At 64.4% G+C, this 24,708-nt stretch carries 25 protein-coding genes and 1 riboswitch; of the genes, 12 read left to right on the forward strand and 13 right to left on the reverse strand.

All coding sequences use genetic code 11. From position 1 onward, the window contains the following. Positions 1–14: 14 nt before the first annotated feature. Together hemG and hemE are read right to left on the reverse strand one after the other, a co-directional pair. Positions 15–1,514: a protoporphyrinogen oxidase gene (gene hemG, locus NEK97_RS07950; protein WP_257369255.1), complete on the reverse strand. Its 1,500-nt coding sequence runs from the start codon at positions 1,512–1,514 to the stop codon at positions 15–17. 5 nt (positions 1,515–1,519) lie between these two features. Then, the gene (gene hemE, locus NEK97_RS07955; protein WP_257369256.1) at positions 1,520–2,635 is read right to left on the reverse strand and encodes a uroporphyrinogen decarboxylase; all 1,116 of its coding nucleotides are present in this window, start codon (positions 2,633–2,635) and stop codon (positions 1,520–1,522) included. A gap of 158 nt (positions 2,636–2,793) precedes the next feature. Here hemE and NEK97_RS07960 point away from each other — a divergent pair, with 158 nt between their 5' ends. Then, a complete protein-coding gene (locus NEK97_RS07960) occupies positions 2,794–4,113 on the forward strand; it encodes a glutamyl-tRNA reductase (protein WP_257369257.1) in 1,320 nt (439 codons plus the stop codon). Positions 4,114–4,122: 9 nt separating this feature from the next. On the opposite strand, the gene NEK97_RS07965 is transcribed toward NEK97_RS07960, so the two are convergent. After that, positions 4,123–5,112, reverse strand: a complete 990-nt coding sequence (locus NEK97_RS07965) for an SDR family NAD(P)-dependent oxidoreductase (protein WP_257369258.1) — start codon at positions 5,110–5,112, stop codon at positions 4,123–4,125. A 38-nt stretch (positions 5,113–5,150) separates the two neighbouring features. Then, positions 5,151–6,353 (reverse strand): molybdopterin-synthase adenylyltransferase MoeB, encoded by a 1,203-nt coding sequence (moeB, locus tag NEK97_RS07970; protein ID WP_257369259.1) that lies wholly within the window; start codon positions 6,351–6,353, stop codon positions 5,151–5,153. Between the two features lie 6 nt (positions 6,354–6,359). On the opposite strand from moeB, the gene NEK97_RS07975 reads away from it, so the two are divergent. From NEK97_RS07975 to NEK97_RS07985, 3 genes are read left to right on the forward strand one after another with little or no spacing between them, the layout of a single operon-like run. Then, the gene (locus NEK97_RS07975) at positions 6,360–7,094 is read left to right on the forward strand and encodes a TetR/AcrR family transcriptional regulator (protein WP_257369260.1); all 735 of its coding nucleotides are present in this window, start codon (positions 6,360–6,362) and stop codon (positions 7,092–7,094) included. A 50-nt stretch (positions 7,095–7,144) separates the two neighbouring features. Further along, positions 7,145–7,369, forward strand: coding sequence for a DUF3107 domain-containing protein (locus NEK97_RS07980; protein WP_018776516.1), 225 nt, complete (start codon positions 7,145–7,147; stop codon positions 7,367–7,369). 37 nt (positions 7,370–7,406) lie between these two features. Continuing rightward, complete coding sequence (locus NEK97_RS07985) at positions 7,407–7,709, forward strand: hypothetical protein (protein ID WP_257369261.1); 303 nt, start codon at positions 7,407–7,409, stop codon at positions 7,707–7,709. A gap of 57 nt (positions 7,710–7,766) precedes the next feature. On the opposite strand, the gene NEK97_RS07990 is transcribed toward NEK97_RS07985, so the two are convergent. The 3 genes from NEK97_RS07990 to thiO form a co-directional block, all read right to left on the reverse strand. Further along, on the reverse strand, positions 7,767–8,564 hold the full coding sequence (locus NEK97_RS07990; protein ID WP_257369262.1) for a thiazole synthase: 798 nt from the start codon (positions 8,562–8,564) through the stop codon (positions 7,767–7,769). A gap of 3 nt (positions 8,565–8,567) precedes the next feature. Continuing rightward, positions 8,568–8,804 (reverse strand): sulfur carrier protein ThiS, encoded by a 237-nt coding sequence (thiS, locus tag NEK97_RS07995; protein ID WP_257369263.1) that lies wholly within the window; start codon positions 8,802–8,804, stop codon positions 8,568–8,570. Beyond that, complete coding sequence (gene thiO, locus NEK97_RS08000) at positions 8,801–10,054, reverse strand: glycine oxidase ThiO (RefSeq protein WP_257369264.1); 1,254 nt, start codon at positions 10,052–10,054, stop codon at positions 8,801–8,803. Before thiO ends, thiS begins: the two co-directional genes overlap by 4 nt. Then, a riboswitch (TPP riboswitch) is annotated at positions 10,047–10,166 on the reverse strand. (Overlaps the previous gene by 8 nt.) A 27-nt stretch (positions 10,167–10,193) precedes the next feature. On the opposite strand from thiO, the gene thiE reads away from it, so the two are divergent. The 4 genes from thiE to NEK97_RS08020 all read left to right on the forward strand — a co-directional run bounded on the left by thiE (position 10,194) and on the right by NEK97_RS08020 (position 15,275). Further along, positions 10,194–10,877 carry a thiamine phosphate synthase gene (gene thiE / locus NEK97_RS08005; RefSeq protein WP_257369265.1) on the forward strand — a complete coding sequence of 228 codons (684 nt, stop codon included), beginning with the start codon at positions 10,194–10,196 and terminating at the stop codon, positions 10,875–10,877. A gap of 66 nt (positions 10,878–10,943) precedes the next feature. After that, the gene (locus tag NEK97_RS08010) at positions 10,944–12,422 is read left to right on the forward strand and encodes an RNB domain-containing ribonuclease (protein WP_257369266.1); all 1,479 of its coding nucleotides are present in this window, start codon (positions 10,944–10,946) and stop codon (positions 12,420–12,422) included. A gap of 277 nt (positions 12,423–12,699) precedes the next feature. Beyond that, a complete protein-coding gene (locus tag NEK97_RS08015) occupies positions 12,700–14,388 on the forward strand; it encodes a DEAD/DEAH box helicase (RefSeq protein WP_257369267.1) in 1,689 nt (562 codons plus the stop codon). Positions 14,389–14,396: 8 nt separating this feature from the next. Beyond that, positions 14,397–15,275, forward strand: a complete 879-nt coding sequence (locus tag NEK97_RS08020; RefSeq protein ID WP_235520679.1) for a site-specific DNA-methyltransferase — start codon at positions 14,397–14,399, stop codon at positions 15,273–15,275. A gap of 10 nt (positions 15,276–15,285) precedes the next feature. Here the strand turns inward: NEK97_RS08020 and NEK97_RS08025 are convergent, their stop codons facing one another. After that, on the reverse strand, positions 15,286–15,894 hold the full coding sequence (locus NEK97_RS08025) for a MarC family protein (protein WP_235520680.1): 609 nt from the start codon (positions 15,892–15,894) through the stop codon (positions 15,286–15,288). Further along, positions 15,894–16,739: a PHP domain-containing protein gene (locus tag NEK97_RS08030; protein WP_257369268.1), complete on the reverse strand. Its 846-nt coding sequence runs from the start codon at positions 16,737–16,739 to the stop codon at positions 15,894–15,896. Before NEK97_RS08030 ends, NEK97_RS08025 begins: the two co-directional genes overlap by 1 nt. An 80-nt stretch (positions 16,740–16,819) precedes the next feature. On the opposite strand from NEK97_RS08030, the gene NEK97_RS08035 reads away from it, so the two are divergent. Continuing rightward, entirely contained in the window at positions 16,820–18,403 is a 1,584-nt protein-coding gene (locus NEK97_RS08035; protein WP_257369269.1) for an aminopeptidase P family protein, read from the forward strand. A 95-nt stretch (positions 18,404–18,498) separates the two neighbouring features. Here NEK97_RS08035 and NEK97_RS08040 read toward each other — a convergent pair whose 3' ends face one another. Then, positions 18,499–19,308, reverse strand: coding sequence for a general stress protein (locus NEK97_RS08040; protein WP_257369270.1), 810 nt, complete (start codon positions 19,306–19,308; stop codon positions 18,499–18,501). A gap of 76 nt (positions 19,309–19,384) precedes the next feature. On the opposite strand from NEK97_RS08040, the gene NEK97_RS08045 reads away from it, so the two are divergent. From NEK97_RS08045 to NEK97_RS08055, 3 genes are read left to right on the forward strand one after another with little or no spacing between them, the layout of a single operon-like run. Continuing rightward, a complete protein-coding gene (locus NEK97_RS08045; RefSeq protein ID WP_144648468.1) occupies positions 19,385–20,668 on the forward strand; it encodes a magnesium transporter MgtE N-terminal domain-containing protein in 1,284 nt (427 codons plus the stop codon). After that, the gene (locus NEK97_RS08050; RefSeq protein WP_235520684.1) at positions 20,649–21,380 is read left to right on the forward strand and encodes a DUF1003 domain-containing protein; all 732 of its coding nucleotides are present in this window, start codon (positions 20,649–20,651) and stop codon (positions 21,378–21,380) included. Before NEK97_RS08045 ends, NEK97_RS08050 begins: the two co-directional genes overlap by 20 nt. Before the next feature lie 4 nt (positions 21,381–21,384). Then, positions 21,385–22,512, forward strand: a complete 1,128-nt coding sequence (locus tag NEK97_RS08055) for an Mrp/NBP35 family ATP-binding protein (protein WP_257369271.1) — start codon at positions 21,385–21,387, stop codon at positions 22,510–22,512. 37 nt (positions 22,513–22,549) lie between these two features. Here the strand turns inward: NEK97_RS08055 and NEK97_RS08060 are convergent, their stop codons facing one another. Genes NEK97_RS08060 through sigE form a run of 3 tightly spaced genes read right to left on the reverse strand, consistent with a single transcriptional unit; the run spans position 22,550 to position 24,516 of the window. Next, on the reverse strand, positions 22,550–22,942 hold the full coding sequence (locus tag NEK97_RS08060; RefSeq protein WP_235520686.1) for a Sec-independent protein translocase TatB: 393 nt from the start codon (positions 22,940–22,942) through the stop codon (positions 22,550–22,552). A gap of 31 nt (positions 22,943–22,973) precedes the next feature. Continuing rightward, positions 22,974–23,885 carry a hypothetical protein gene (locus NEK97_RS08065; RefSeq protein WP_257369272.1) on the reverse strand — a complete coding sequence of 304 codons (912 nt, stop codon included), beginning with the start codon at positions 23,883–23,885 and terminating at the stop codon, positions 22,974–22,976. A 7-nt stretch (positions 23,886–23,892) separates the two neighbouring features. Next, positions 23,893–24,516 carry an RNA polymerase sigma factor SigE gene (gene sigE / locus NEK97_RS08070; protein ID WP_235520688.1) on the reverse strand — a complete coding sequence of 208 codons (624 nt, stop codon included), beginning with the start codon at positions 24,514–24,516 and terminating at the stop codon, positions 23,893–23,895. Between the last annotated feature and the right edge of the window lie 192 nt (positions 24,517–24,708).

The raw sequence follows: 24,708 nt of genomic DNA on the forward strand, positions 1-24,708 counted from the left end.
AGAAGTGATGCAAATCACACAATGGCGGGCCCGCGCCTGATTGCCTCGCTGAGTTGCTTCCGGGTATCCGACACGACCGCGGCCAAGCCGTTGCCTGCCAACCACCCTCCGACAACCGTCAGCCCCTCCGCAGCGGCGCACACCTCACGGACGTGCGCCACACGCTGTTTATGACCGACGGCGGCGAACGGCAGGGCACCTGCCCAGCGCACCACATCCCAATCCACGACATCCGCCCGGGATACCGGCACCGTCAACAACTGCGAGGCATCGGCCAAGGCCGCGGAAAGGAGGGATTCGTCATCCAGGACCACATCCGGGGATCCACCCGCATCCTCGCGGCGACCATAGGACAGCCGCAGCACGTGGGTTCCAGGCCCGGCTTCCCCAGCAAGCCAATCCCATTTAGCCGTGGCGTGCGTCAGCGCCTTCGCCGTGATTCCCGGGGTCTGGGGCGCCACGAGGATGCCGGTTCCGCGGGGTCGGCGATCAAGTTCCGGCACGTCAACCACCATCGTCACCAGGCTCACCAAGGGCCCTGGCGCCGGACGCAGGTCAGACAATGCCGGCAGCGACTTCTCCAACAGGCCCACAGCCGCCGGGCCGTCCAGCGCAACCACCAGGCGGCCGGCGTCGTACGTGGAATCGCCGGCGGTGACACGCCAACCGGCCGCAGTCTTTACGACGTCCGTTGCCGCAGTTCCAGCGAGCAGGTCCACGCCCCGCCCGCGGAGGTCGGCCACCAGGGCCGTCACCAGGGTGTTCATCCCGCCTGCTAAACCGGCGACGGCGGAACCCGCCTTGGCAAGCCCGGAGCCTGTTTTCCGGGCTGACGCATTGTCGCCGGCCGGGACGGCAGCAACTTTTCGCTGGGCTGCGACGGCCGCCGACAAGGAACCGTGTGTTCGGATTCCAGCCCGGAGCCCGGGCGCAACCATGTCCACGTCCAGGAGGGCGGGGTCGGCGGAATGGACACCGCCCACCACGGGGGAAACAAGGCGATCCAGGACTTTCCTGCCCATCCGGGTCCGCACAAGGGAGGCAACACTTGTCACGTCCGAGGACGTACCCACCGACGCCGGCAACCACCGGTCCCAGGAGGCGCGCACGGCACCGAGGAAGCCCAGTGAACGCCGGACCTCCGGGTCCCAGGGGTTGGCTGGAATGCCGAGGACTCCGGTCTTGGGCAACTCCTGCGGGCCGTCCGGCAGCTGCACCCAGGCACCACCGGGGTGCGGCGCCACGATCCTGTCGCCGAGTCCGAGCTCCCTGGCGAGGTCGGCTACGGCCGAAGACCTTGTGGCATATGACTCTGCGCCGCTGTCCAGTTGGAGCCCTGCGACTACATGGCTGCCCACGCAACCACCCCAGGCGCCGGTGGCCTCGAGGACCGTGACCGGCATGCCGGCCATGGCAAGTTCCCGCGCAGCAAGGAGCCCTGAAATGCCACCGCCCACCACCACGGCACGTGGTCCTGCGGGACGGGCTGTGGGCCTTGGATGTCCGCCGCGCATGAGCCCTACTCTGCCGGAATCGAGTGGATGAGTTCCACGACGCGGGTCAGGACGGTCGGATCCGTTTCCGGAGGGACGCCGTGGCCGAGGTTCAGGACGTGGCCCGGGGCGTGGGCGCCGGCTGCGATAACCTCGCGGACATGCGCTTCCAGGATGTCCCAAGGCGCGGACAGCAGTGCGGGATCGATGTTGCCCTGCAACGGAACGGCCCCGCCAAGGCGACGGTTCGCTTCATCAAGGGGAAGCCGGTAGTCCACGCCCACCACGTCCACCCCGACGTCGCGCATGGCAACCAGGAGTTCGGACGTGCCGGTGCCGAAGTGGATCAACGGAGCACCGAGGTCCCGGACATGGTCCAGTGCGCGGGCGGAGGCCGGTGCTACGTACTTTGTGTAGTCGGCAAGGCCCAGGGAACCGGCCCAGGAGTCAAAGAGCTGCGCGGCCGAGGCTCCGGCTTCCAGCTGCGCCTGGAGGAACATTCCCGACGTATCGGCGGCCCAGTTGGCCAGCGCATTCCAGGTCTCAGGGTCGGCATGCATCATGGTCCGCGGGCCGAGGTGGTCCCGGGAAGGCTTGCCCTCAACCATGTAGGCGGCCAGCGTGAACGGGGCACCTGCGAAGCCGATCAACGGAGTCTTTCCAAGCTCAGCCACTGTCAGGCGAACGGCCTCACGGATGGGCTCCAGCGCCTCCCAGGTCAGGGTGGGCAGAGCGGCGACATCGGCAGCCGTGCGGACGGGCTTGTCCAGGACCGGCCCCACGCCGGGCACGATATCCACGCCAACGCCCGCCAGCTTCAGGGGAATGACGATGTCCGAGAAGAAGATGGCGGCATCGACATCGTGGCGCCGGACGGGCTGCAGGGTGATCTCGGCGGCGAGTTCAGGACGCAGGCACGAGTCCAGCATGGCAACGCCTTCGCGGACCTTGAGGTACTCAGGAAGGGAACGGCCGGCCTGGCGCATGAACCACACCGGCCGCCGCGACGGCTTGCCGCCACGGTATGCCGTGATCAGCGGTGAGTCCGAGGTACGTCCGTCCTTCAGCGGGTGGTTGGGGCCGAGGGCTCCCGCCGGGGCGTTGGAGGCCGTACTCTGGGATGCTGCCGAGCTAGAAGTCATGCCTTTGATTGTGCCGAAAATCCGGGGCAAAAGATAACGACAAGCTGTCACGTCTAGCCCAAAACAAGCAGCTGTGGCGGGGATCACGCGTCCGCGTGTGGATCACCACGGCGCCATATTGTTCTACCGGGCTACGAAAAAGCTATGATGGGGTTGCTGTGGTTCTTTTCTCATTGGTGGCTACACACGCCGACATCGACCTTGAAACTGTCGCTCAGTTGAGCAACGGTTCCTCCGAGCTTGCCTCCGCGGCCCTCACGGATTCGCCCGTGGTTTCCGGTGCGGTGGTGCTTGCCACCTGCAACCGCTACGAGATTTACGGCGAAACAGGCAACGGCGCTGACATCGAAGCGGCCCGCTCTGCCCTGGTTTCCCAGATCAGTGAATTGAGCGGCCTGAACGAGCAACTCGTCTCCCGCTCCTTTGCGACCCACACCGGCCCGGACGTCACCAGGCACCTCTTCGCCGTGAGCGCCGGACTGGACTCTGCAGTGGTGGGTGAGCGCGAAATCGCGGGCCAGGTCCGCCGCGCCCTGATCACTGCCCAGCAGGAAGGCACGGCGAGCTCCGGCTTGGTCCGGCTTTTCCAGGCAGCTTCCAAAACCGCCAAGGACGTCGGTGCGCAGACAGCGTTGGGCTCCCGCGGCCTGTCGATTGTCTCCGTTGCTTTGGACCTCGCCACCGACCTCGCCGAGAACGATGACTGGTCCACCAAGAACGTCGTAGTCTTCGGCACCGGCGCCTATGCGGGTGCCACCATGTCACTCCTGCGCGAACGCGGCTGCACCGCAATCTCCGTCTATTCTTCCTCCGGCCGTGCCGAGGCTTTCGTAGCCACCCGCGGGGGTACAGCGCTCGACGCCGAAACGCTCCCCGCTGCTGTCGCCGCAGCTGACGTCATGATCGGTTGCAGCGGTTCGGACAACCGCGTGGAAGCAGCGGACCTTGCGCGCGTCCGGGCACAGTCCAATAAGCCCTTGATTGCGATCGACCTCGCCCTGACCCATGATTTCGATCCGGCAGTCGGCGAACTCGACGGCGTGGAACTCCTCACGCTTGAATCCGTCCGGCTCGCTGCACCCCAGGAACAGGCAGAATCGTTGTCCCAGGCCAGTGCCATCGTCACAGGCGCGGCGTCTTCCTTTGAGTCCGAGCGCGAGGCACGCTCCGTGGATTCGGCCATTGTGGCGCTGCGCCGGCACACCATGAACGTGTTGGACGCTGAGATGGAGAAGGTCCGTGCCCGCCACGGTTGCACGGCTGCCGCGGAGGAAGTCGAATTCGCCCTGCGCCGGATGGTCAAGCAGCTCCTCCACATCCCTACCGTCAGGGCCCGTGAACTGGCCGCCAACGGCCAGCAGGAGGAGTACGTAGCAGCACTTGAGGCGCTGTACGGCATCCAGGTTGAGCAACCTGCAGCCGCCCCGGCCGCGGAGTGCCCTGTGGATCACGGGCAACTCCGCTCCGAAAGCGCCTGACACCGCCTGCTAGGCGAAAGCGTTGACTCCTGTCAGCTTCGCTGACAATTCCCAAAGCCTGGCGGCGTCCGCCTTGTCGATGGCGTGCGCGTCCACCCCCTGGTACCTCGCCAACAGCGATTCCTTGTCCGTTGGATTGGCAACGTCGCAGTCTTCACAGTAGACACCTCCCATACCTGACAGGGCAGGGGAAGTCGCAGCCCACACCGAGGTAGCAGCGCCTTGCTCCGGCGTCTTGAATCCTTCGCGGACGTTTCCCTCCGCATCCATCCATCCCGCTGCGACCATCTCATCCTTGGGCAAATGCCGTTGAAGTTCGGTCATGATGCCACCAGGATGAACGGCGAAGGCCCGGACTCCGGAGTCCTGGCCCAGGCGGTCCAATTCCACAGCGAAGAGCGCGTTTGCCGTTTTTGCCTGGCCGTAGGCGCGCCACTTGTCGTAGCCGCCGTCAAAGTTGACGTCGTCGAACCTGATCGGCGATAACTTGTGGCCGGTGGATGAGAGGGAGATGACGCGGGCATCCCCCGAGGCGGCAAGGGCCGGCCACAAAGCATTAACCAGGGTGTAGTGCCCCAAGTGGTTGGTTGCGAACTGCGCCTCCCAGCCAGGACCTACCCGTTGTTCCGGGCTGGCCATGATGGCGGCGTTGTTGATCAGGATGTCCAAGGAACTGTGCCCGGCCAAATACCGCTGGGCGAATGCTTTGACGCTGTCCTGGTCAGCCAGGTCCATTTCTTCCACTGTGACGGCGTCGCCCAGGCCGGCCGCGGCAAGCACTTCCTTGGCATGTTCCACGCGTCGTGCGGGGACGGTCACGGACGCGCCTGCGGAGGCCAGTGCCCGCACGGTCTCCAGGCCAAGGCCCGAATATCCGCCTGTGACAATCGCCGATTTTCCGGAGAGGTCGATCCCGTCGATAACCTCCCGGGCCGTGGAACCGTGTCCAAAACCGGAACCAATAGGGTGTTGCTGGGTCTCTGCCCGTTCTTCGCTCATGGTTGAGCTTTACAGATAACGGCCGGAACGGGCAACGCTCAGTAAACGGGCTTTTGGGGTTCCACGTCACGCACCCAGGCGAGGATACCGCCGTCGAGGTGGCTGACGCGCGTATAGCCCGCCTTCTGCGCGGCCTCCAGGACCGCCGCCGAGCGCGTTCCGGCCTTGCAGTGGAACACAATGTCCTTGTCCTGTGGCAGGTGGGACCACGCCTCTCCGGCCAGGATCCGGCCTTGTGGGATCAGCACGGAACCATCAATGCTCACAATGCTGTGCTCGCCTGATTCACGGACATCCACCAGTTCGAAGTCCCGCTCCCCTGACGCCCGCTCGGCGAGCATCGCTGCCAGCTCGGTGGCCGTGACGGTGTGGTCCTGGTCAGTGGCCGTGACGGGAGTGACGCCGCAGAAGGCCTCGTAGTCGGTCAATTCGGTGATGGGTTCGGCTTCCGGATCCTTGGACACCTTGATTTCCCGCCAACTGCCGCCCAAGGCGTCAAAGAGTGCCACGCGTCCCAGCAAGGAACGCCCGACGCCGGTGATCAGCTTCACGGCTTCGGTCACCATGAGCGATCCAACAGCCGCGCACAACATGCCGAACACTCCGCCCTCGCCACACGACGGCACGGAGCCGGCCGGAGGCGCCTCGGGGTAGAGGTCCCTGTAGGTGGGTCCGTGTTCGGCCCAGAAAACGCTGACTTGCCCGTCGAACCGGAAGATGGATCCCCACACGTAGGGTTTGCCGAGGATGGCCGCGGCGTCGTTCACGAGGTACCGCGTGGCAAAGTTGTCAGCACCGTCGAGGATGAGATCATAATCGGCAAACAAATCCAGGGCGTTGGAAGAATCCAGGCGGAGATTGTGCAGGACCACGTTCACCAAGGGGTTGAGCTCGGCGATCGCGTCGCGTGCGGACTCGATCTTGGGCGTACCCACGTCCTTCACCCCGTGGATGACCTGGCGCTGAAGGTTGCTGAGGTCCACAGTGTCGTCGTCCACGATGCCCAAAGTTCCCACCCCGGCTGCAGCCAAGTACAGCAGGGCCGGGGAACCGAGCCCGCCGGCGCCTATGACGAGGACTCTGGCATTCTTAAGCCTGCGTTGGCCCACGGCGCCGATTTCCGGAATGATGAGGTGCCGGGAGTACCGCTCCACCTCGGCCGGAGTAAGTTCAGCGGCCGGTTCCACAAGGGGCGGAAGGACGGCGGGCGCAGCGGTGCGGACAGCAGCAATTGAGGCCATACCCCAATGTATGCCCGCAGATACCGCCCGGTCATATTACCCACCGGTAGAGTGGTCATAACTGCAAAGGAAAGGCGGCAGACTGTGGCTGACGGCACACGGGCAAACGATGGAGCACCCGCGAAGCAGGAACGGAGCGGTTCGCCTCGATCGCCAAGGCTGCCAAGGGACGAGCGCCGCGCACAGTTGCTCAACGCAGCGTTGGAAGTCTTCGTTGCCAACGGGTTCCACGGCGCAGCCATGGACGAAATCGCAGAGACCGCACATGTGAGCAAGCCGGTCCTGTACCAACACTTCCCGTCGAAGCGCGAGCTCTATATGGCCCTGCTGGACAGCCATCTCGCGACGCTGACGGACCTGATGCTGAGCGCCCTGAACTCCACAACGGACAACAAAGAGCGCGTCAAGGCAGTCATGCGGGCCTACTACAGGTTCATTGCCGACGACGACCAAGCGCACCGGCTGGTGTTTGAGTCGGACCTCATCAACGACCCCGATGTCAGTTCCCGGCTGGAAACGTTCAACAAGACGTTTGCGGACGCCGTGGCCCATGTCATCGCCGAGGACACCAAGCTGCCGCCCCTGGAAGCGCAGCTCCTTGGCCGCGGCCTGGCCGGAATGGCGCAGGTCAGCGCGCGGTATTGGCTTGAGACAGACGGAAACCTGGACCTCGATGTGGCCAGCGATCTGATCTATCGTTTAGCTTGGCGCGGAATCAGTCGATTCCCCAAAGAGTCCTAAGCTACAAATAGAGGACTGATTCAAAACTTGATTGGCTTGGAGGCCTTGCTGTGGAAGTAAAGATCGGCATTCAGAACGTTGGCCGCGAAATTGTGCTCGAATCCGCTTTGGATGCAGACGCCGTAGCCAAGATCGTGGCGGAGGCCGTGTCCAAGGGCTCGGAATTGCGCCTCACGGATGAGAAGGGCCGCCAGGTCATCGTTCCTGGCAACGTTTTGGGCTATGTGGAGATCGGCGCCGAGGAAGTCCGTCGCGTGGGCTTCGGCGCCCTCTAGCATTCCCCCACCACCCGTCGTCCGCTAAGGAGTCTTCATGCTTTCACTCGTCGTGGTTGTTCTTGCAGCCATTGCCACGGGCTTCATTGTCTGGGCCAACGACAAGCGGCACGGCAGGTACGGCGTCGCCCTTCCGGTAGGCGTTTCAACCGCTGTTGCGGCGCTGAGCTGGATTGCCTTCATCAGCGCGGGCTTGGGTTACCAACCGGGGGTCACCTGGATTCCGTGGGTTCTCCCCATCGTCATCGGAACCGCGGCAGCCGCGGCGGTTGTGGTGTACTTCGGCCGGACCCGGACCAAGCACGATACCGAGGCTCTCACCAGGGCCCTCCGGCTCTAAGCGCCACTTACAGCGATGGCCATCACCCGCGGGTGATGGCCATCGCTGGTTAACGCCCTAAAGGAACTCGGCGCGTCCCTCCATCGCGGAGGACGCCAAGGCGTGTTCGCGCCGGGGAATCCGGCCTGCCTGCCTGGCCAAACGGCCGGCAATGACAGCGTGCCTGAAGGCCTCCCCCATCTGCACCGGGTTCTGTGCACGCGTCACCGCGGTAGCCAGCAGGACGGCATCGCAACCCAGTTCCATGGCCAGCGCGGCATCGGAAGCGGTTCCGATCCCGGCGTCGAGCACCACGGGCACCGATGCCCGTGACACGATCAGCTCAATGTTGTGCGGGTTCAGGATGCCCAGGCCGGTCCCGATCGGTGAGCCCAGCGGCATCACCGCGGTGGCGCCAAGGTTTTCCAGCCGCAGGGCAAGGACCGGATCATCATTGGTGTAAGCGAAGACCTTGAACCCGCGGTTGACCAGCTGCTCCGTGGCATCGACGAGTTCCACGGCATCGGGCAGGAGTGTGTGCTCGTCCGCGATGACTTCCAGCTTCACCCAATCGGTCTCCAGCGCCTCGCGGGCAAGTTCGGCGGTCATCACCGCGTCCTTCGCCGTGAAACAGCCGGCCGTGTTGGGCAACACCCGGATGTTGTGGTCCACCAGGAGCTGGAAGAGAGACCCGGTTTCTGCCGGCGAATAGCGCCGCATGGCCACGGTGGTCAGCTCCGTACCCGAGGCCAGGAGCGCAGCGCCCAAACCGTCCAGGCTCGGGGCACCCCCTGTTCCCATGATCAGCCGCGAACCAAAGTCGACGCCGTCGATCACCAAGGCGTCGGTGCTGGGGGCAGTGCTTGTTGTGGACATTGTTCAGCCTCCCTGGACTGCGGTAACGAGTTCGAGTTCATCGCCGTCGGCGAGTGCTGTTGCCGCCCACTGGCTGCGCGGCACCACCTCTGAATTGCGCGCGACGGCGACACCCAGCTTGCCGCCGTCGGCCGCCTGTCCCCTGTGGTCCAGTTCGCGGCCGGTGATGGCGGTGACGAGGGTGCTGACAGAGGCGTCATCGGCCACTGCATGGTCGGATCCATTGAGTTTGATGTTCATGCGCTTTCCTTGCTGCGGGCGTGTGCTGGGACGAAGTTCCGTGGACCGGTTGCGCTGGCCGTAAAGCGGTCGGGGCGGAAAGGGGCCCACTGTGCATCGGTCGATCCGTTGATCAGTTCGCCGACAATCCTTGCGGCTACCGGTGTCAGCAGGACTCCGTGACGGAAGAACCCGGTGGCAACCACCAAACCCTCAATGTCGCCATTGGTTCCGGCGACGCGGCCAAGCAACGGTGCGTTGTCCGGCGTCCCTGGCCTGGCGCGGGCTGTTGCCTCCAGGAGTTCGAGTTCGGCGACCGCGGGGACCAGGACCTGGGCGTCGCGCAGGAGTTGATAGACGCCGCCCGCCGAGACGGCGTTGGAGGCCGTGGACAGTCCGTCCTCACGCTGGGTCGCTCCGATCACCACGGTGCCGTCGTCGCGGGGGACGATGTAGACGGGAACGCCCCGCACTATCCCCCGGACGGTGGAGGTAACGAGAGGTTGCAGGTTGTCCGGAACCCGAAGCCTGAGGATGTCACCATAGACCGGCCGCAGTGGAAGCGTGAGCCCTTCGGGCAGGCCGTCCAAGCCGGCGGCGCCCAGACCGTTTGCGACCACCGTCTCGGTGGCAAAGACCTTGGTGCCTGACTCGAGTTCGACTCCAGAGACCCTGCCTTCATCCCACAGGAGACGATGTGCCAGCGCTTTCACAGCGAATCCGTTGTCCGCCCCCGTAACCCAGCTCAGATCATCGCTAGAGTGATCCGAAAGTTCGGCCAAAAGGCAGGCGGCGAGCTTGCGGGGATCCACCTGGTGGTCGGTGGGGATGTCGAAGGCACAGGAAATTTGGGGACTCAGCAAGGGCTCACGCTCCCTCGCTTCCCGGAGGGCCAATGGCTCCACTCCCAGGCCCGCAGCCTTCTGTACCACCCGGAGGTCTGCGAGCGCGCGGCGGTCGGCGGCGTCGGCACCCACGGCGAGGGTCGGCGTCGTGCGGTATCCGGCGGCGTGCGCCCCTCCGGCCAGCGCGCCAACAAAAGCGGGCCACAGCCGGGAGGATTCGACCATGAGTTCCAGGAGTTCTTCTTCCTGGTAGTGCAGTTCACTGACGGGTGCCAGCATCCCGGCCGCTGCGAAAGTTGCGCCGTTTGCGGGCCAAGGGTCGATGAGGGCCACTGAGCGGCCCAGCCTGCGCAGTTGGTGGGCGATGCCCAACCCGATGATGCCGCCGCCGATAATGGCTACATCTGCATGAATGGCGTCTGCCATGTATTCCCTTCCCTACGCCGGTATTAGCCGGATCAGGTCAAGCGGTCGGCGCTGAAGCCCTCTCAGCCGGACGGTCACATAGTCGAACGTCGCGGCTCCCGCAGTACGTGCCCAGTGTAGAGGAACTACTCTGGTTCCCATGACCCAGCCTGAATCCCTCGCCTCAGCCCGACTCTATTTGTGCACCGATGCCCGGAAGCGACAGGGCGATTTCGAAGACTTCGTCGATGCCGCCTTCGAGGGTGGGGTGGACATCATCCAGCTCCGGGACAAGTCGATCGAGGCAGCCGAAGAACTGGAATTGCTGGCCATCCTGCGGAGTGTGGCCGAGCGGCACGGCCGACTGTGGGCTGTCAACGATCGGGCCGATATTGCCAGTGTTTCCGGGGCTCCTGTGTTCCACGTGGGCCAGAAGGACCTGCCCCTTCCGGTGGCCCGGACCTTCCTCCCGGCCCCTGCCGCGATTGGACTTTCCACCCACACTCCGGAGCAGGTCAATGCGGCCATTGCCGCTTCTACCGGCGACGGCGGCCTGGACTATTTCTGTGTCGGACCGGTTTGGGCGACACCCACCAAACCGGGGCGCCAAGCCGTTGGGCCGGACCTGGTCACATATGCCGCAGAAGCGATGAGGCGTGCCACGGAAACGACCGACGGCGCCGTGCAGCTCCCGTGGTTCGCTATTGGCGGCATCGACCTGGGCAACGTGGAACAGGTCCTTTCGGCGGGGGCCAGCAGGATCGTGGTTGTCCGTGCCATCACCGAAGCCGCAGACCCGACGGCGGCTGCCAAGTCGCTGCTGGAAGCCCTGGACTCAATTTAGCGAAAGTCGCTCACCGTGCGGCCTTGACATGGTGTGATCCCCGGAATCCGGGCTACCCTGATTTTCGTGTCACATCATCGGATTGCACCCAACGTCGACGACTCGTCGGACCAGCTCGCAGCGGCCCTCGCCGCACTCCGGACGGAGCTGGAACTCCCAGGCGACTACCCCACGGGGGCAGTGGAAGAAGCCCGAGAAGCCGTGGCGGACCTGAAGCTGCCTGAACGCGACCTTCGGGACATTCCGTTTGTCACCATCGACCCCGCCACGTCGACGGACCTGGACCAGGCGCTGTTCATAGAGCGCGCCGGTGACGGTTACAAGGTCCTCTATGCGATCGCCGACGTTCCGTCCTTCGTGGCTCCCGGTGGTGCCCTCGACACGGAGACACGCCGGCGCGGCCAGACCTTCTATGCTCCGGATGGACGCATTCCCTTGCACCCGGAAATCATCAGCGAACATGCCGGCAGCCTGCTGGCAGAGCAGGACTGTGGCGCCTTCGTCTGGGATTTCGTCCTCGACGCGCAGGCCGAAGCAGTGACGGTGACAGTAGGCCGCGCCACCGTGCGCAGCCGGGCCAAGCTAAGTTACAAGGGCGTCCAGGAGCAAATCGACGACGGAACGGCACCGCCCGTACTGCAGCTCCTCAAGGAAGTGGGGTTGAAACGGGTTGAACTCGAACGCCTCCGCGGCGGTGCGAGCCTGAACATGCCCGAACAGGAGATCGTCCAAGCGGCCGACGGCGGCGGGTACAGGATCGTTGCTGCCCCGTCGTTGCCGGTGGAGGACTGGAACGCGCAGATTTCACTCATGACCGGGATGGCGGCAGCTCAGCTGATGCTGGACGGCAAGGTTGGCATACTGCGCACCATGCCCGCACCGGACGAACGCTCCCTGCGGCACTTCAAAAGGCAGACCACGGCCCTTGGTAAACCCTGGGACGGACGGATCAGCTACGGCGAATACCTGCGGACCCTGGACGCATCAGACCCGAAGCAACTCGCCATCCTGCACTCAGCCGGGACGTTGTTCAGGGGTGCCAACTACACACCTTTCGACGGCGAGGTCCCGACGGAAGTCATCCAGGCAGCCATCGGCGCTCCGTACGCGCACACCACAGCACCGTTGCGCCGCCTCATCGACCGTTTCGTCCTGGTGATCTGCGAGGCACTGAGCAACAAGCGGGACATCCCTGCCTGGGCCCGGGAAGCCTTGCCGTCCTTGCCCGAGATCATGGCCTCGTCCGATCAACTCGCTGGCCGCCTCGAGCGTGCCGCCTTGGACACGGTTGAGGCGGCACTGGTTGCCAACCATGTTGGCCAGGAATTTGATGCGGTGGTCATTTCCGGCTCCAAGCCAAACGGGAACGGGAACGGAAAGGGCAACGGGAACGGCAACGGCGGTCCATACGGAATCGTCCAAATAGCGGAGCCCGCCGTGACCGCCCGTTGCGACGGCGAACTGGAGTCCGGGACCAAGGTCCGCGTCCGGCTGGTCAAGGCTGACATTGCCAGCCGGGAGATCCTGTTTGAACTGCTGCCATAGCGCCGTTCAATCCCCAATCCGGGCTTTCGGGCTCCCAGAGGATAGACTGGGCGTGTAGTAATGGATGCCCGGTCGTTGATTCAGTTAATTTTTGAACTCAACAAGCCCGCCCCTACGCGATCTTGAGATGTACCAACTGGTCACCAGTGCCAGTACTTAGATAGCCCGCGATCGGCTTCCACTGGACTTGCTTGCGCGCCCGTTGGTGCTCCGGTACGGCTATGCCGCCCCCGTTGAGCATGCGGCGCCAATGCCCAAATGAATAAGGAAACTCCCTGTGAGTGAATTGCATACCCATGAAGTCCTGACGGACCCCACCGGAACAGAAACCCTCGAGCCCGAGGAAACCATCGTCTCGGACGAGAAGCCCCACGAGATCGAAGAGAAGTCGTTTGCAGACTTCAACGTGCGCGCAGACATCGTGGAGTCCTTGGCAGATGCCGGGATCACCCACCCGTTCCCCATCCAGGCCATGACCCTGCCCGTCGCACTGGGCGGCCACGACATCATCGGCCAGGCCAAGACTGGTACAGGCAAAACCCTCGGCTTCGGCGTACCTGCCCTGCAGCGCGTTGTAGGCCGCGACGACGCCGGCTATGACAAGCTCGCCGTTCCCGGCGCACCGCAGGCACTGGTCATCGTCCCCACCCGCGAACTTGCCGTGCAGGTCGCCAACGATCTCCAGACGGCCTCGCGCAAGCGCAACGCGCGCATCGCCACCATCTACGGCGGCCGGGCCTACGAACCCCAGATCGATGCGCTGCAGAAGGGCGTCGAGATCGTCGTAGGTACCCCTGGCCGACTGATCGACCTCTACAAGCAGAAGCACCTGAGCTTGAAGAACGTCAAGATGGTGATTCTTGACGAGGCCGACGAAATGCTGGACCTTGGCTTCCTTCCCGACGTAGAGACCCTGATCGCCGGCACCCCCGCCGTGCGCCAGACGCTGCTCTTCTCCGCAACCATGCCCGGCCCCGTGATCGCGATGGCACGTCGTTACATGACGCAGCCCACCCACATCCGCGCAGCTGACCCGAACGATGAGGGCCTGACCAAGCGGGACATCCGCCAGCTCATCTACCGTGCCCACAGCATGGACAAGACCGAAGTCGTGGCACGCATCCTCCAGGCCCGCGGACGTGGCCGGACCATCATCTTCACCAAGACCAAACGCACCGCCGCAAAGGTCGCCGAGGAACTCGTGGACCGCGGGTTCGCGGCTGCAGCCATTCACGGCGACCTGGGCCAGGGCGCCCGCGAACAGGCCCTGCGTGCCTTCCGCAACAACAAGGTGGACGTCCTGGTTGCCACCGATGTCGCTGCCCGTGGTATCGACGTCGATGACGTCACGCACGTGATCAACTACCAGTGCGTGGAAGACGAAAAGATCTACCTGCACCGTGTTGGCCGTACCGGCCGCGCAGGCAACAAGGGCACCGCCGTCACGTTCGTTGACTGGGACGACATGCCCCGCTGGGGACTCATCAACAAGGCCCTGGGACTCAGCGTTCCGGAGCCGGTTGAAACGTACTCCTCCTCGCCGCACCTCTACGCCGACCTCGATATCCCCGAGGGCACCAAGGGACGCCTGCCCCGGAACAAGCGCACGCTGGCCGGTGTGGACGCCGAGGTCCTGGAGGACCTGGGTGAGACCGGCAAGAAGAACTCCCGCTCCGGTGGTTCGGACCGCAATGGCTCCCGTGACGGCGGACGTGGCCGCGATGGCGGCCGCGGCCGTTCAGGCAAGGCTGACTCCGGCGAATCCAAGGGTGAGGGCGGACGCAACCGTACGCGCCGCCGTCGTACCTCCGAAGGCGAAGCAGCCCCGGCTGCCGCAGTCTCGGAAACGGGCTCGGACCATTCCGAGAAGCCTGCACGTACACGTCGCACCCGGACCCGCCGCCGCAACGGCGAAGTGGTCTCCGGTGAGGCCGCAGCTGCCCAGTCCGGCAGCACCGAGGCTTAATTTTCTCAATGACTGAAACTGTTTGGGCGCCGGACGGCGGCAACCTGGTGGTACACGCGGACAACGCGGAGTTCCTTCCAACGCTGCCGGACGGCGCCTTCACACTCATTTACGTGGACCCTCCCTTCAACACCGGGCGGGTCCAGCGACGCCAGGAAACCCGGATGGTCCGCAACTCGGACGGCGACGGCGACCGCGTGGGCTTCAAGGGCCGCTCCTACGACACCATCAAGGGCGCCCTGCACAGCTATGACGACGCCTTCAGCGACTACTGGTCTTTCCTGGAGCCCAAGCTCGTGGAAGCCTGGCGCCTGCTGGCAGACGACGGCACCCTGTACCTGCACCTGGACTACCGCGAGGTGCACTACGCCAAGGTGATGCTCGACGCCATCTTTGGCCGGGAATGCTTCCTGAACGAAATCATCTGGGCCTACGATTACGGCGCCCGGGCCAAGAACCGCTGGCCCACCAAGCACGACAACATCCTGGTGTACGTGAAGAACCCCACCAAGTACCACTTCGACAACGCCGAAGTGGACCGGGAGCCCTACATGGCTCCGGGCTTGGTGACCCCCGCCAAACGTGAGCTGGGAAAGTTGCCCACGGACGTCTGGTGGCACACCATCGTTTCGCCGACAGGGCGCGAAAAAACCGGCTACCCCACGCAGAAACCCGAAGGCCTGGTCCGCCGGATTGTTTCGGCATCCAGCCGCGAGGGCGACTGGTGCCTGGACTTCTTTGCCGGTTCCGGGACCCTCGGGGCAGTGGCGGCCAAACTGGGCCGGAACTTCGTGTGCGTGGACCAGAACGAGCAGGCCATTGAAGTCATGCGGAAACGCCTGGGCAGCAAGGCCGTGTTCCACCAGGCCCAAACCACTGCGTCCTAGCCAGGAGCTGTCAGGCGACACCCTTCACGAAGGCAGTCACCGAGTCGGCGATCATCTGTACGGCGATGGCAGAGAGCAAAAGGCCGGCAATCCGGGTCACCAGCTCCACTCCGTTCTCCCCAAGGACCCGCTGAACCACTCCTGCGAACCGCATGGCCAGGTATAGCGAGGCGAGCACCACCGCGATGCCCAGGCCAACGGCCAGGTAACCTGACAGGTCCTTTGACTGCTGGACAAACACCATGACCGCCACGATCGCACCAGGCCCGGCCATCAGCGGCGTACCCAAGGGAACAAAGGCCACGTTCTTGTACTTCGCGGCGTTTTCCTCGCCACTGGTGGACCCCGTCAAGAGCTGCAGGGCAATGAGCACCAGCAGCAGGCCGCCGGCACCCTGCAGGGCCGCCAAGGAGATGTGCATGTAGTTCAGGATCGATTGGCCGAAAATCGCGAAAACCACGATCACGCCCGTGGCCACCAAAAGAGCCTGAAAAGCCGAGCGGTTCCTGTCCTTCGGTGACATCTGGGCCGTCAACGACATGAAGATCGGCACTGTACCCGGCGGGTCCATGATGACGAACAGCGTGACGATCACCGAGGCCAGCAACTGCAGGTCCATCAACGGACTACCTTGCTGCCCGTCGCCAGGTCCTCAATACGGGCCAGGACGTCGGCCGGCGTCGTGTTTTCGCCGAGGAGGTTCGGTTTGCCTGCGCCGTGATAATCGGAGGATCCCGTCATCAGCAGCCCATGCCGGGCAGCCATCTCGCGCAGGAACCGCCTGCCGTCCTCTGGGTTGTCCCGGTGGTCCACCTCAACCCCCAGCAGGCCGGCGTCGACCATTTCACGGTAGGTGCGCTCCCCCACGATTCGTCCCCGGGACGAAGCCACCGGATGGGCGAACACGGGAACGCCGCCTGCCGCGCGCACCAGCTCGACGGCGACCGCCGGGTTGGGCGCGTAGTGCTGCACGAAATACCGCGAATGGGAGGTAAGGATGGAGGTGAACGCTTCCGTGCGGTCCGCGACGACTCCGGCGGCCACCAGGGCGTCGGCGATGTGCGGGCGGCCCACCGTTGCTCCGGGCGCCACATGGTGGATCACGTCGTCCCAGGTCAGCGGATAGTCCTCGGACAGCAACGTCACCATATGCTCTGCGCGGGTGAGGCGTGCGTCCTTGGATTTGGTGATTTCCTCGAGGAGGCCGGGGTGGGACGGGTCGTGGAGGTAGCTGAGCAGGTGGACGCTGATGCCCTGCTCCGTCCGGCAGGAGATCTCCATGCCCGGGACAAACGCAATCCCGTGTTCCACTGCGGTTGCCGCAGCCTGGTCCCAACCATCGGTGGAGTCGTGGTCCGTCAACGCCACGGCGTCCAGGCCCGCCGATACGGCAGAAACGATCACCCCGGCGGGTGTCTCGGTTCCGTCGGAAACATTGGAGTGCGCATGCAGGTCTATCCTCACTTTCCCAGCCTATGGGATGCAGGGCTCCTTGGAGCGTTGCGCCGTTGGCCTCCTCACCGAACTGGTGGGACGATGTAACGGTGAACGATGCCGAAAACACCCAAAACATGGACTCCGCAAATTCCCAGCCGCTGCAGGAGCGCGTTAACAACCGCTCACAGAGGCCAACATCGGATGCTTTCAAAGCATTCATGGCCAGCAATTGGGCTGCCGCCCCGCAGGTGACCCCTGCGCGCGACGCCGTTGCAGACCACGCTGCCCGCCGCCGTCGTGCGATTTCCGAACTGTTCAAAGGCGAACGGCTTGTCATCCCCGCCGGTCCGCTGAAGGTCCGCTCAAACGACTGCGATTACCGTTTCCGCCCCCACTCCGGCTTTGCGCACCTCACGGGCCTGGGCCTGGACCACGAGCCCGACGCCGTCCTCATCCTTGAGCCGGTAGCTGAAGGCAAGGGCGACGACGGCGGTCACCACACCGCGACGCTCTACTTCCGTCCCTTGGCCGGCCGCGATACCGAACAGTTCTACGCCGACTCACGCTCCGGTGAGTTCTGGATCGGTGCCCGTCCGACGCTGGCGGAATTCGAGGCCCGCCTGGGACTGTCCTGCGCCCATATCGCCGAACTCGAAATGGCAATCACCAAGAACGTGGGTGCCCCGGAAATCGGTGGTATCTCCATCCGCCTGGTCCGCAAGGTGGACGAGAACATTGACGCCTTGGTGGACACCGCCCGCTACAACACCGCCAAAGACCCGGAAACCCTTGACCTCGGCGAACTCGATGCCTTGGACGAGAAGCTCAGCGAAGCACTCTCCGAGCTGCGCCTCCTCAAGGACGAGTGGGAAATCGAGCAGATGAAAATCGCCGTGGCTGCCACTGTGGAGGGCTTCGCCGACGTCGTTCGCGCCCTTCCGCGGGCGCTGACCCACGCACGCGGCGAGCGCGTCGTTGAGGGTGCATTCTTCGCCCGCGCCCGCGAGGAAGGCAACGAGCTCGGCTATGACACCATCGCTGCCTCGGGAAACAACGCCACTGTCCTTCACTGGACCCGGAACACGGGCAAGGTCAACGCGGGCGAACTCCTCCTCCTTGATGCCGGCGTGGAAGCTGATTCCCTCTACACGGCCGATGTCACCCGCACCCTGCCCGCCACGGGCACCTTCACCGATGTCCAGCGCAAGGTCTACGAAGCCGTCCTGGACGCAGCTGATGCTGGTTTCGCAGCCGCGCAACCGGGCGTGAAGTTCCGCGACATCCACACGGCCGCAACCACCGTCCTGGCCGAACGCCTCGCCGAGTGGGGCCTGCTTCCCGTCTCCGTGGAGGAAGCCATCAGCCCCGAAGGCCAGCAGCACCGTCGCTGGATGCCGCACGGGACCAGCCACCACCTGGGGCTGGATGTCCACGACTGTGCACAGGCCAAGCGCGAGCTTTACCTGGACGGGATCCTCACCGAGGGCATGGTCTTTACCATCGAACCCGGTTTGTACTTCAAGAATGAGGACCTTGCGATCCCTGCCGAGTACCGCGGAATCGGTGTTCGCATCGAGGACGACATCCTGATGACAGCCGATGGCCCGGTCAACCTCAGCGCCGCCCTGCCCCGCAAGGCAGACGACGTTGAATCATGGATGGCTGGTATCTACCAGGAGGCGCAGGGCTAGCCCGCGCAGTCCGAGGGAACTGCCAACACAAAGGGTAGGCCACCGGAGATCCGGTGGCCTTCCCTTTGCCTTTTGAATTTGTCCTTTGCCGGGGACTACTGCTGTTTCGGTGTGTCCTCGGAGCCGGCTTGCTGTCCGTCTTCACGCGGGGCATTGTGGCCTTCGGTCACGCGGACACCGTACTGCGGCCTGCCGTCGGGCAGGTCGGGGTAGCGGACAGCCGACGGCGGCTGGTGGTTCGACGGCGCAACGCCGGCGTGCGGATCCCCGTTTTCCTGCGTGCCGGTTTCACCGGTGCCGCGCTGGCCGTAAGGGTCATTCCATGTGGATGGCCTTTCCGGCGCCTGGCCCGGCTGCTGCAGCGGAGCGCTGTGCTGGTTGTAGTTCGTTGCCTGCGGCGCTGCCGCCTGCGAGGGGTTCATCGGCAGCTGGTGGAGCAGGCGACGGGCCTCGTGGGCTGCTTCGATGGCGACGATCACGTCATAGTTGGTGGCCACCACCTGGCTTGTGGAGGTGAAGTCACGCTTCCCGCGCTGGGTGGCATAGGTGACGATGCCGAAGAGCATGAAGAAGGCCGCGCCCATCAGGACCGAGGTGATGATGGAGAACGGTCCGCCGCCCGGCGTAAAGAAGGACAGCATCACACCGACGAACAGGCCAAACCACATGCCGCTCAAAGCACCGGACAGGGCCACCCTCGGGTAGCTCAGGCGACCGGTCACCCGCTCAACCATTTTGAGGTCGTTGCCCACGATCGATACCAACTGAACCGGGAACTGCTGGTCTGCCAGATAATCCACCGCCTTTTGGGCATCCAAATACGAGGTGTATGAGCCGACGGTGTCTCCTTGTGGGACGCTCCGGGACTCCTCGACGGCTTTGGGACCACCAAAAATGTTAGACATAGCCCCATTGTGTCCCATTGACATGTGAAGCGGCTGGAATTCAGCTAAAAGAGAGCAGACTCGGTAGCCTGTAAACATGAGCACACATCCCTCACGCGTCTTTGTCGCGCGCCTGCTCGGCCTGGACGTCTTCGACCCCCTGGGTGACCGTCTTGGCCGATTGCGCGATGTCGTGGTGCTCTCCAGGGGCACCCGTGGAGCCCCCCACGTGGTGGGCATCGTGGTGGAAGTTCCCGGCAAGAAGCGCGTCTTCGTGCCCATGACGCGCATTACGTCCATCGACCAAACACAGATTATTTGCACCGGGCTGGTCAACCTGCGACGCTTCGAGCAGCGGGGAGCCGAGACCCTGGTGGTGGCCGAGATGTTTGATCGCCGCGTCACCCTTGCCGACGGCAGCGGGGATGCCACCATCGAGGACATCGCCATGGACCAGCACAGGTCCAAGGACTGGTTCGTCAGCAAACTTTTCGTCCGCCGCGGCCACTCCCTGTCGCCGTTGAGCCGGCTGCGTCGCAACGAGACCCTGATCATCGACTGGGCCGATGCCCAGACGGGCGCCCACAACGAGCCGCAGGCGGCCACCCAGTTCGTGGCCACCCACGAGGACCTCAAGCCTGCCGACTTTGCCGAAGCCCTGCAGGAAATGAGCGACAAGCGCCGGTTCGAAGTGGCCAGCGAGCTCCAGGACGAGCGCCTCGCGGACGTGCTGCAGGAACTGCCCGAGGACGACCAAGTGGAAATCCTCTCGGCCTTGGACGTGGAGCGCGCCGCAGACGTCCTTGAAGAGATGGATCCTGACGACGCCGCAGACCTCCTCGCTGAGCTGCCCTCAGCGCAGGCCGAGGAACTGCTGCAGCTTATGGAGCCTCAGGAAGCCGAGGACGTGCGCCGGCTCCTGGAGTACGACGAAGACACGGCAGGCGGCCTCATGACCCCTGTCCCGGTCATCCTCCCGCCGGAAGCCACGGTCGCGGAGGCCCTGGCCCACGTCCGGCGCGAGGAGCTCTCCCCTGCCTTGGCCTCATCAATCTTCATTGCCCGCCCTCCGCTGGAGACGCCTACGGGCCGATTCCTCGGCGTGGTGCATATCCAGCAGCTCCTGCGTTTCCCGCCGCCGGAACCTCTGGGCAACCTTGTGGACAAGAACCTTGAGCCGCTCTCGGACCAAGCCCACATCAGCGAGGTCGCCAGGACCTTGGCAACCTACAACCTGAATTCACTTCCAGTTGTCGACGACGACGGCCGCCTTGTGGGGGCGGTGACTGTTGATGACGTGCTGGATCACCTGTTGCCGGATGACTGGCGCGCCCACGAGGACGACGCCCCTATAAGGAGACTTGGAGGCCGCATTGGCTGATAACAACGCCACCCGATCCCCCAAGGCCACTGGGCGTACCGTCAGCAGCCTGGACACGCCCCTGAGCGGGCGCCAACGCATCCTGCCCAAGTTCTCCCCCAACCCGGACGCCTTCGGCAACGCCACTGAGGGTTTCGCCCGTTTCATGGGAACCCCGCAGTTCCTGGTCTACATGACCATCTTTTGTGTGTTCTGGCTGGCGTGGAACACCTTCGCGCCGACTGAGTGGCAGTTTGACCGGATGGAGCTTGGCTTCACCCTCCTGACCCTGATGTTGTCGCTCCAGGCCTCCTACGCAGCACCGCTGCTCCTGCTGGCCCAAAACCGGCAGGACGACCGCGACCGTGTCTCCCTCCAGCAGGACCGCCAACGCGCTGAGCGCAACCTTTCCGACACCGAGTACCTGACCCGGGAATTGGCTTCGCTGCGTATTGCCCTGCGTGAAGTGGCCACCCGTGACTACGTCCGGGCCGAACTCCGGAGCCTCCTGGAAGACATCATCGACGCCCAGGAAGAGCTCCGCGAGCACGATCCCGCCACCGATGGCAGCGAATCCTCCGGAGAAAAGGTCAAGGAGAAGCTGAAGGAAAAGCGGGACAAGTCCCGCGGACCCCGCACCCAGCAGATCCCCAAGGTCCGGCCGCCGCGGAGCGCCGGCCCCCAGCATTCCACTGCCAAGCGAACACCCGAGAACCCCGAAAGCCGAGCCTGACCTTATGAGCACCGTATCTGCCGAGGCGCTCCGTGCTGCCCTGGCAACCGTCATTGATCCGGAGCTCCGCCGCCCCATCACCGAACTCGGGATGGTGGAATCGGTCTCTGCCGATGAGGCCGGCGCAGCCCACGTCGCTGTCCTGCTGACCATTGCCGGGTGCCCCTTGCGCGAAACCATCACGGAGGACGCCACTGCAGCCCTGTCCAAGGTCCCGGGGGTGACCGGGGTGGACGTGGAACTCAAGGTCATGACGCCCGCCCAGCGCGAAGCCCTCAAAGAGCAGCTCCGTGGCCCCGGCGGGCAGCGCGGAATACCGTTCACCAAGCCGGGTTCGTTGACCAAGGTGTACGCGGTGGCCAGCGGCAAGGGGGGCGTGGGCAAGTCGTCCGTCACCGTGAACCTCGCCTGTTCCCTGGCGGCCCAGGGACTGCGCGTTGGAATAGTGGATGCGGACGTCCATGGTTTCTCCGTACCGGCCCTGATGGGAATCACGCAGAAGCCCACACAGGTTGACGACATGATCCTCCCGCCAGTGGCTTATGGCGTAAAAGTCATTTCCATCGGCATGTTCGTCGCAGGCAACACGCCCGTAGCCTGGCGCGGCCCCATGTTGCACCGCGCCCTGGAACAGTTCCTCAGCGACGTGTACTTCGGCGACCTCGACGCCCTTTTCCTGGACCTGCCTCCCGGCACCGGAGACATCGCCATCTCTGTCGCCCAATTGCTTCCCAACGCCGAGATCCTGGTGGTCACCACACCGCAGGCAGCGGCCGCGGACGTCGCCGAACGCGCGGGGACGATCGCCACCCAGACCGGACAGACGGTGGCCGGGGTGATCGAGAACATGTCCTTCCTGGAAATGCCCGACGGCGGCCGCATGGAGTTGTTCGGAAGCGGGGGCGGTGCCACCCTGGCTGCGAGGTTGAGCGCTGCGGTGGACACCGATGTTCCACTGTTGGGGCAGATTCCCTTGGACATCCGTTTGCGGGAAGGTGGGGACGCCGGGAAGCCCGTGGTCCTGTCTGCGCCTGAAACCGCTGCCGCGAAGGCCCTGGAGGATATTGCATCGGCCCTGGCCACCCGGCCGCGTGGGCTATCCGGGATGCCTTTGGGAATCCAACCCCGCTGACCGCGGCTTTCGGGCGAGCTGAACGCCGTCTTCCGGGTCAGGTAGCTTCAGTGTCAAAGGGGGCGGCTTCACCATCTGCAAGCCGCTCGATGATCCTCGCCGGGGCTTTGGGCTTGGTGTCCGCGGCCGAGGCAGTTGCCGCGGCGACGGGCGCACCGGGACTCACTGGCTTGGTATCGTCTTCCAGGAGTGCATCCTTGATGATGCGCCGGGGATCATACTGACGCGGATCGTACTTCTTCCAGTCGACCTCATCGATGTCGATGCCGACTTCTTCCTTGATCTGCTCGCGCGCGCCCGACGCCATCCGCCGGACTTCCTTGACCAGGTTGGCGAGCTTTTGAGTGTATTCGGGCAAACGGCTGGGACCGATCACGAGTACGCCGATAAGAAGGAGGATTATGAACTCCGGGCCGTTGATTCCAAACACGCTACGAAGATTACCTTGTCTGTGGTGCCGCTCATAAACCGGCGGGACGGAGGAGGGTCTGCAGTCCGCGCAGCAGTCGCCCATACCAGGACCCGGAGCCGTCCCCGTGCCCTTGATGCGACATGGAGTCTCCTGCCCGGACTATTTCCGGCACCGCGTCATCAGCGCTTTCGGGGGGCAGGTCGGAGGTGTAGCTGATCACGGCAGCAGGCATGGCGTAGACAGCCTTCCACGGCGTTCCCTGGGTGACGGAGAGCTGCGCCGCGCCCCTCTGGCCAGCGAATTGCGCGTCGGCCGGAAGGTGTTCTTCGGTGATGGTGGCGTAATGGCCGTTGCTTTCGAGCCGGATTTCCACCGCCGGGTGCCCATTGAGCATCGAGGCCTGGGCGGAGACGACGTGGAAGCCCATCTCCAGGAGTTCAGGACAGGCCCACCCTTGGTCGCGGAGGGCGTCCAGTTGCGACGCACTAAGACTCATGGTGCTTCCAGCCTTGAACGAGGGGTCCATGACATCCACCGGCCCAGCGCTCCATGCCCCCACCAGCGCTCCGGCATTGCCGGCGCCGGCTAATACCCGCGGCTGGTCGTCCCCGGCCACAACGTAAGCTGCGACGCCCAGAGCTCCGGCGCTCACCACGAGGGTACCCGCTGCGACGGCAGCGAAGCGGAGACCCCTGGACAGCCCACCCTGCTGTGGCTGGTTCCACGGATCCTGTGCAGGTTCACTGGCAAGCCGCTCTGTGTGCTGGATCAGGCGCGCAGCCAGGTCCTGGCTCGCTTCCGGCACGCCCGCACCCCGGAGCCGCTCAAGGTACTGCCGTTCCCGGCCTGCCGCGGCACGGCAGTCCGCACATACCTGCAGGTGTTCCGGTAGCCGCGAATGGCGCCGGGCAGCAAAAGCGCGCCGGGACAGGGCTCCCGGACGGAAGGGACGTCGAGGCATCGACAACCTAGTGGATGCTGGCGATGCGGGGCATCTTCAAGCGCGGCTTGCGGGCCTCGGCGGGTCGGGGATCGCGGTGGGCCAGCTTCTCGCGCAGCATGGTCCTTCCGCGGTGGATACGGGACCTGACGGTCCCCAGCTTCACCCCAAGCGCCTCGGCGACTTCGTCATAGGAGAGGCCTTCAAGATCGCAAAGAACGACGGCGGCACGGAAGTCGGGTGGGAGCTCTTCCAGTGCCCGCTGGACGTCCAGGTCAAGGTTGTTGTGCTCAAAGCTCTGCTCGGGTCCGGGCTCGCGGCCAGGAAGGCGGGACTCGGCGTCCTCGGCCAGCGCATCAAACCGTATGCGGCTCTTTCGACGGGCCTGGTCGAGGAACAGGTTGGTGGTGATGCGGTGCAACCAGCCGTCCAATGTTCCCGGCTTGAAGTTCTCAAGCGAGCGGAACACGCGGACGAAGACCTCCTGGGTGAGGTCTTCGGCGTCGAACTTGTTGCCGGTCAGGCGGTAGGCGAGGCGATATACCTTGGCGGAGTGGTTCGCAACCACGTCCTCCCAGCTGGGCATGACCCATTCGGCTACGGCCTCGTGGCCTTCTGATGTTTGGACTGGCGCAGCATGCGATGCCGGCATCGTCCACTCCCCTCAAACTGTGGTTCACCGAAGAATCCGGTGCCGTCCACCTCATGGATGACCGGAGCAATATCATCCCAAGGTTGTCTGGGAATTTCCTGACCGGCCGCAGATTTCCCCGCAGGGCAGAAAACATCGGCGGACACAGCCGGATGCCGCTCTCCCAACAGCGGGTTTACGCCGGACCACGCA

This window comes from Paenarthrobacter sp. UW852, assembly GCF_024608385.1.
GTDB lineage: Bacteria > Actinomycetota > Actinomycetes > Actinomycetales > Micrococcaceae > Arthrobacter.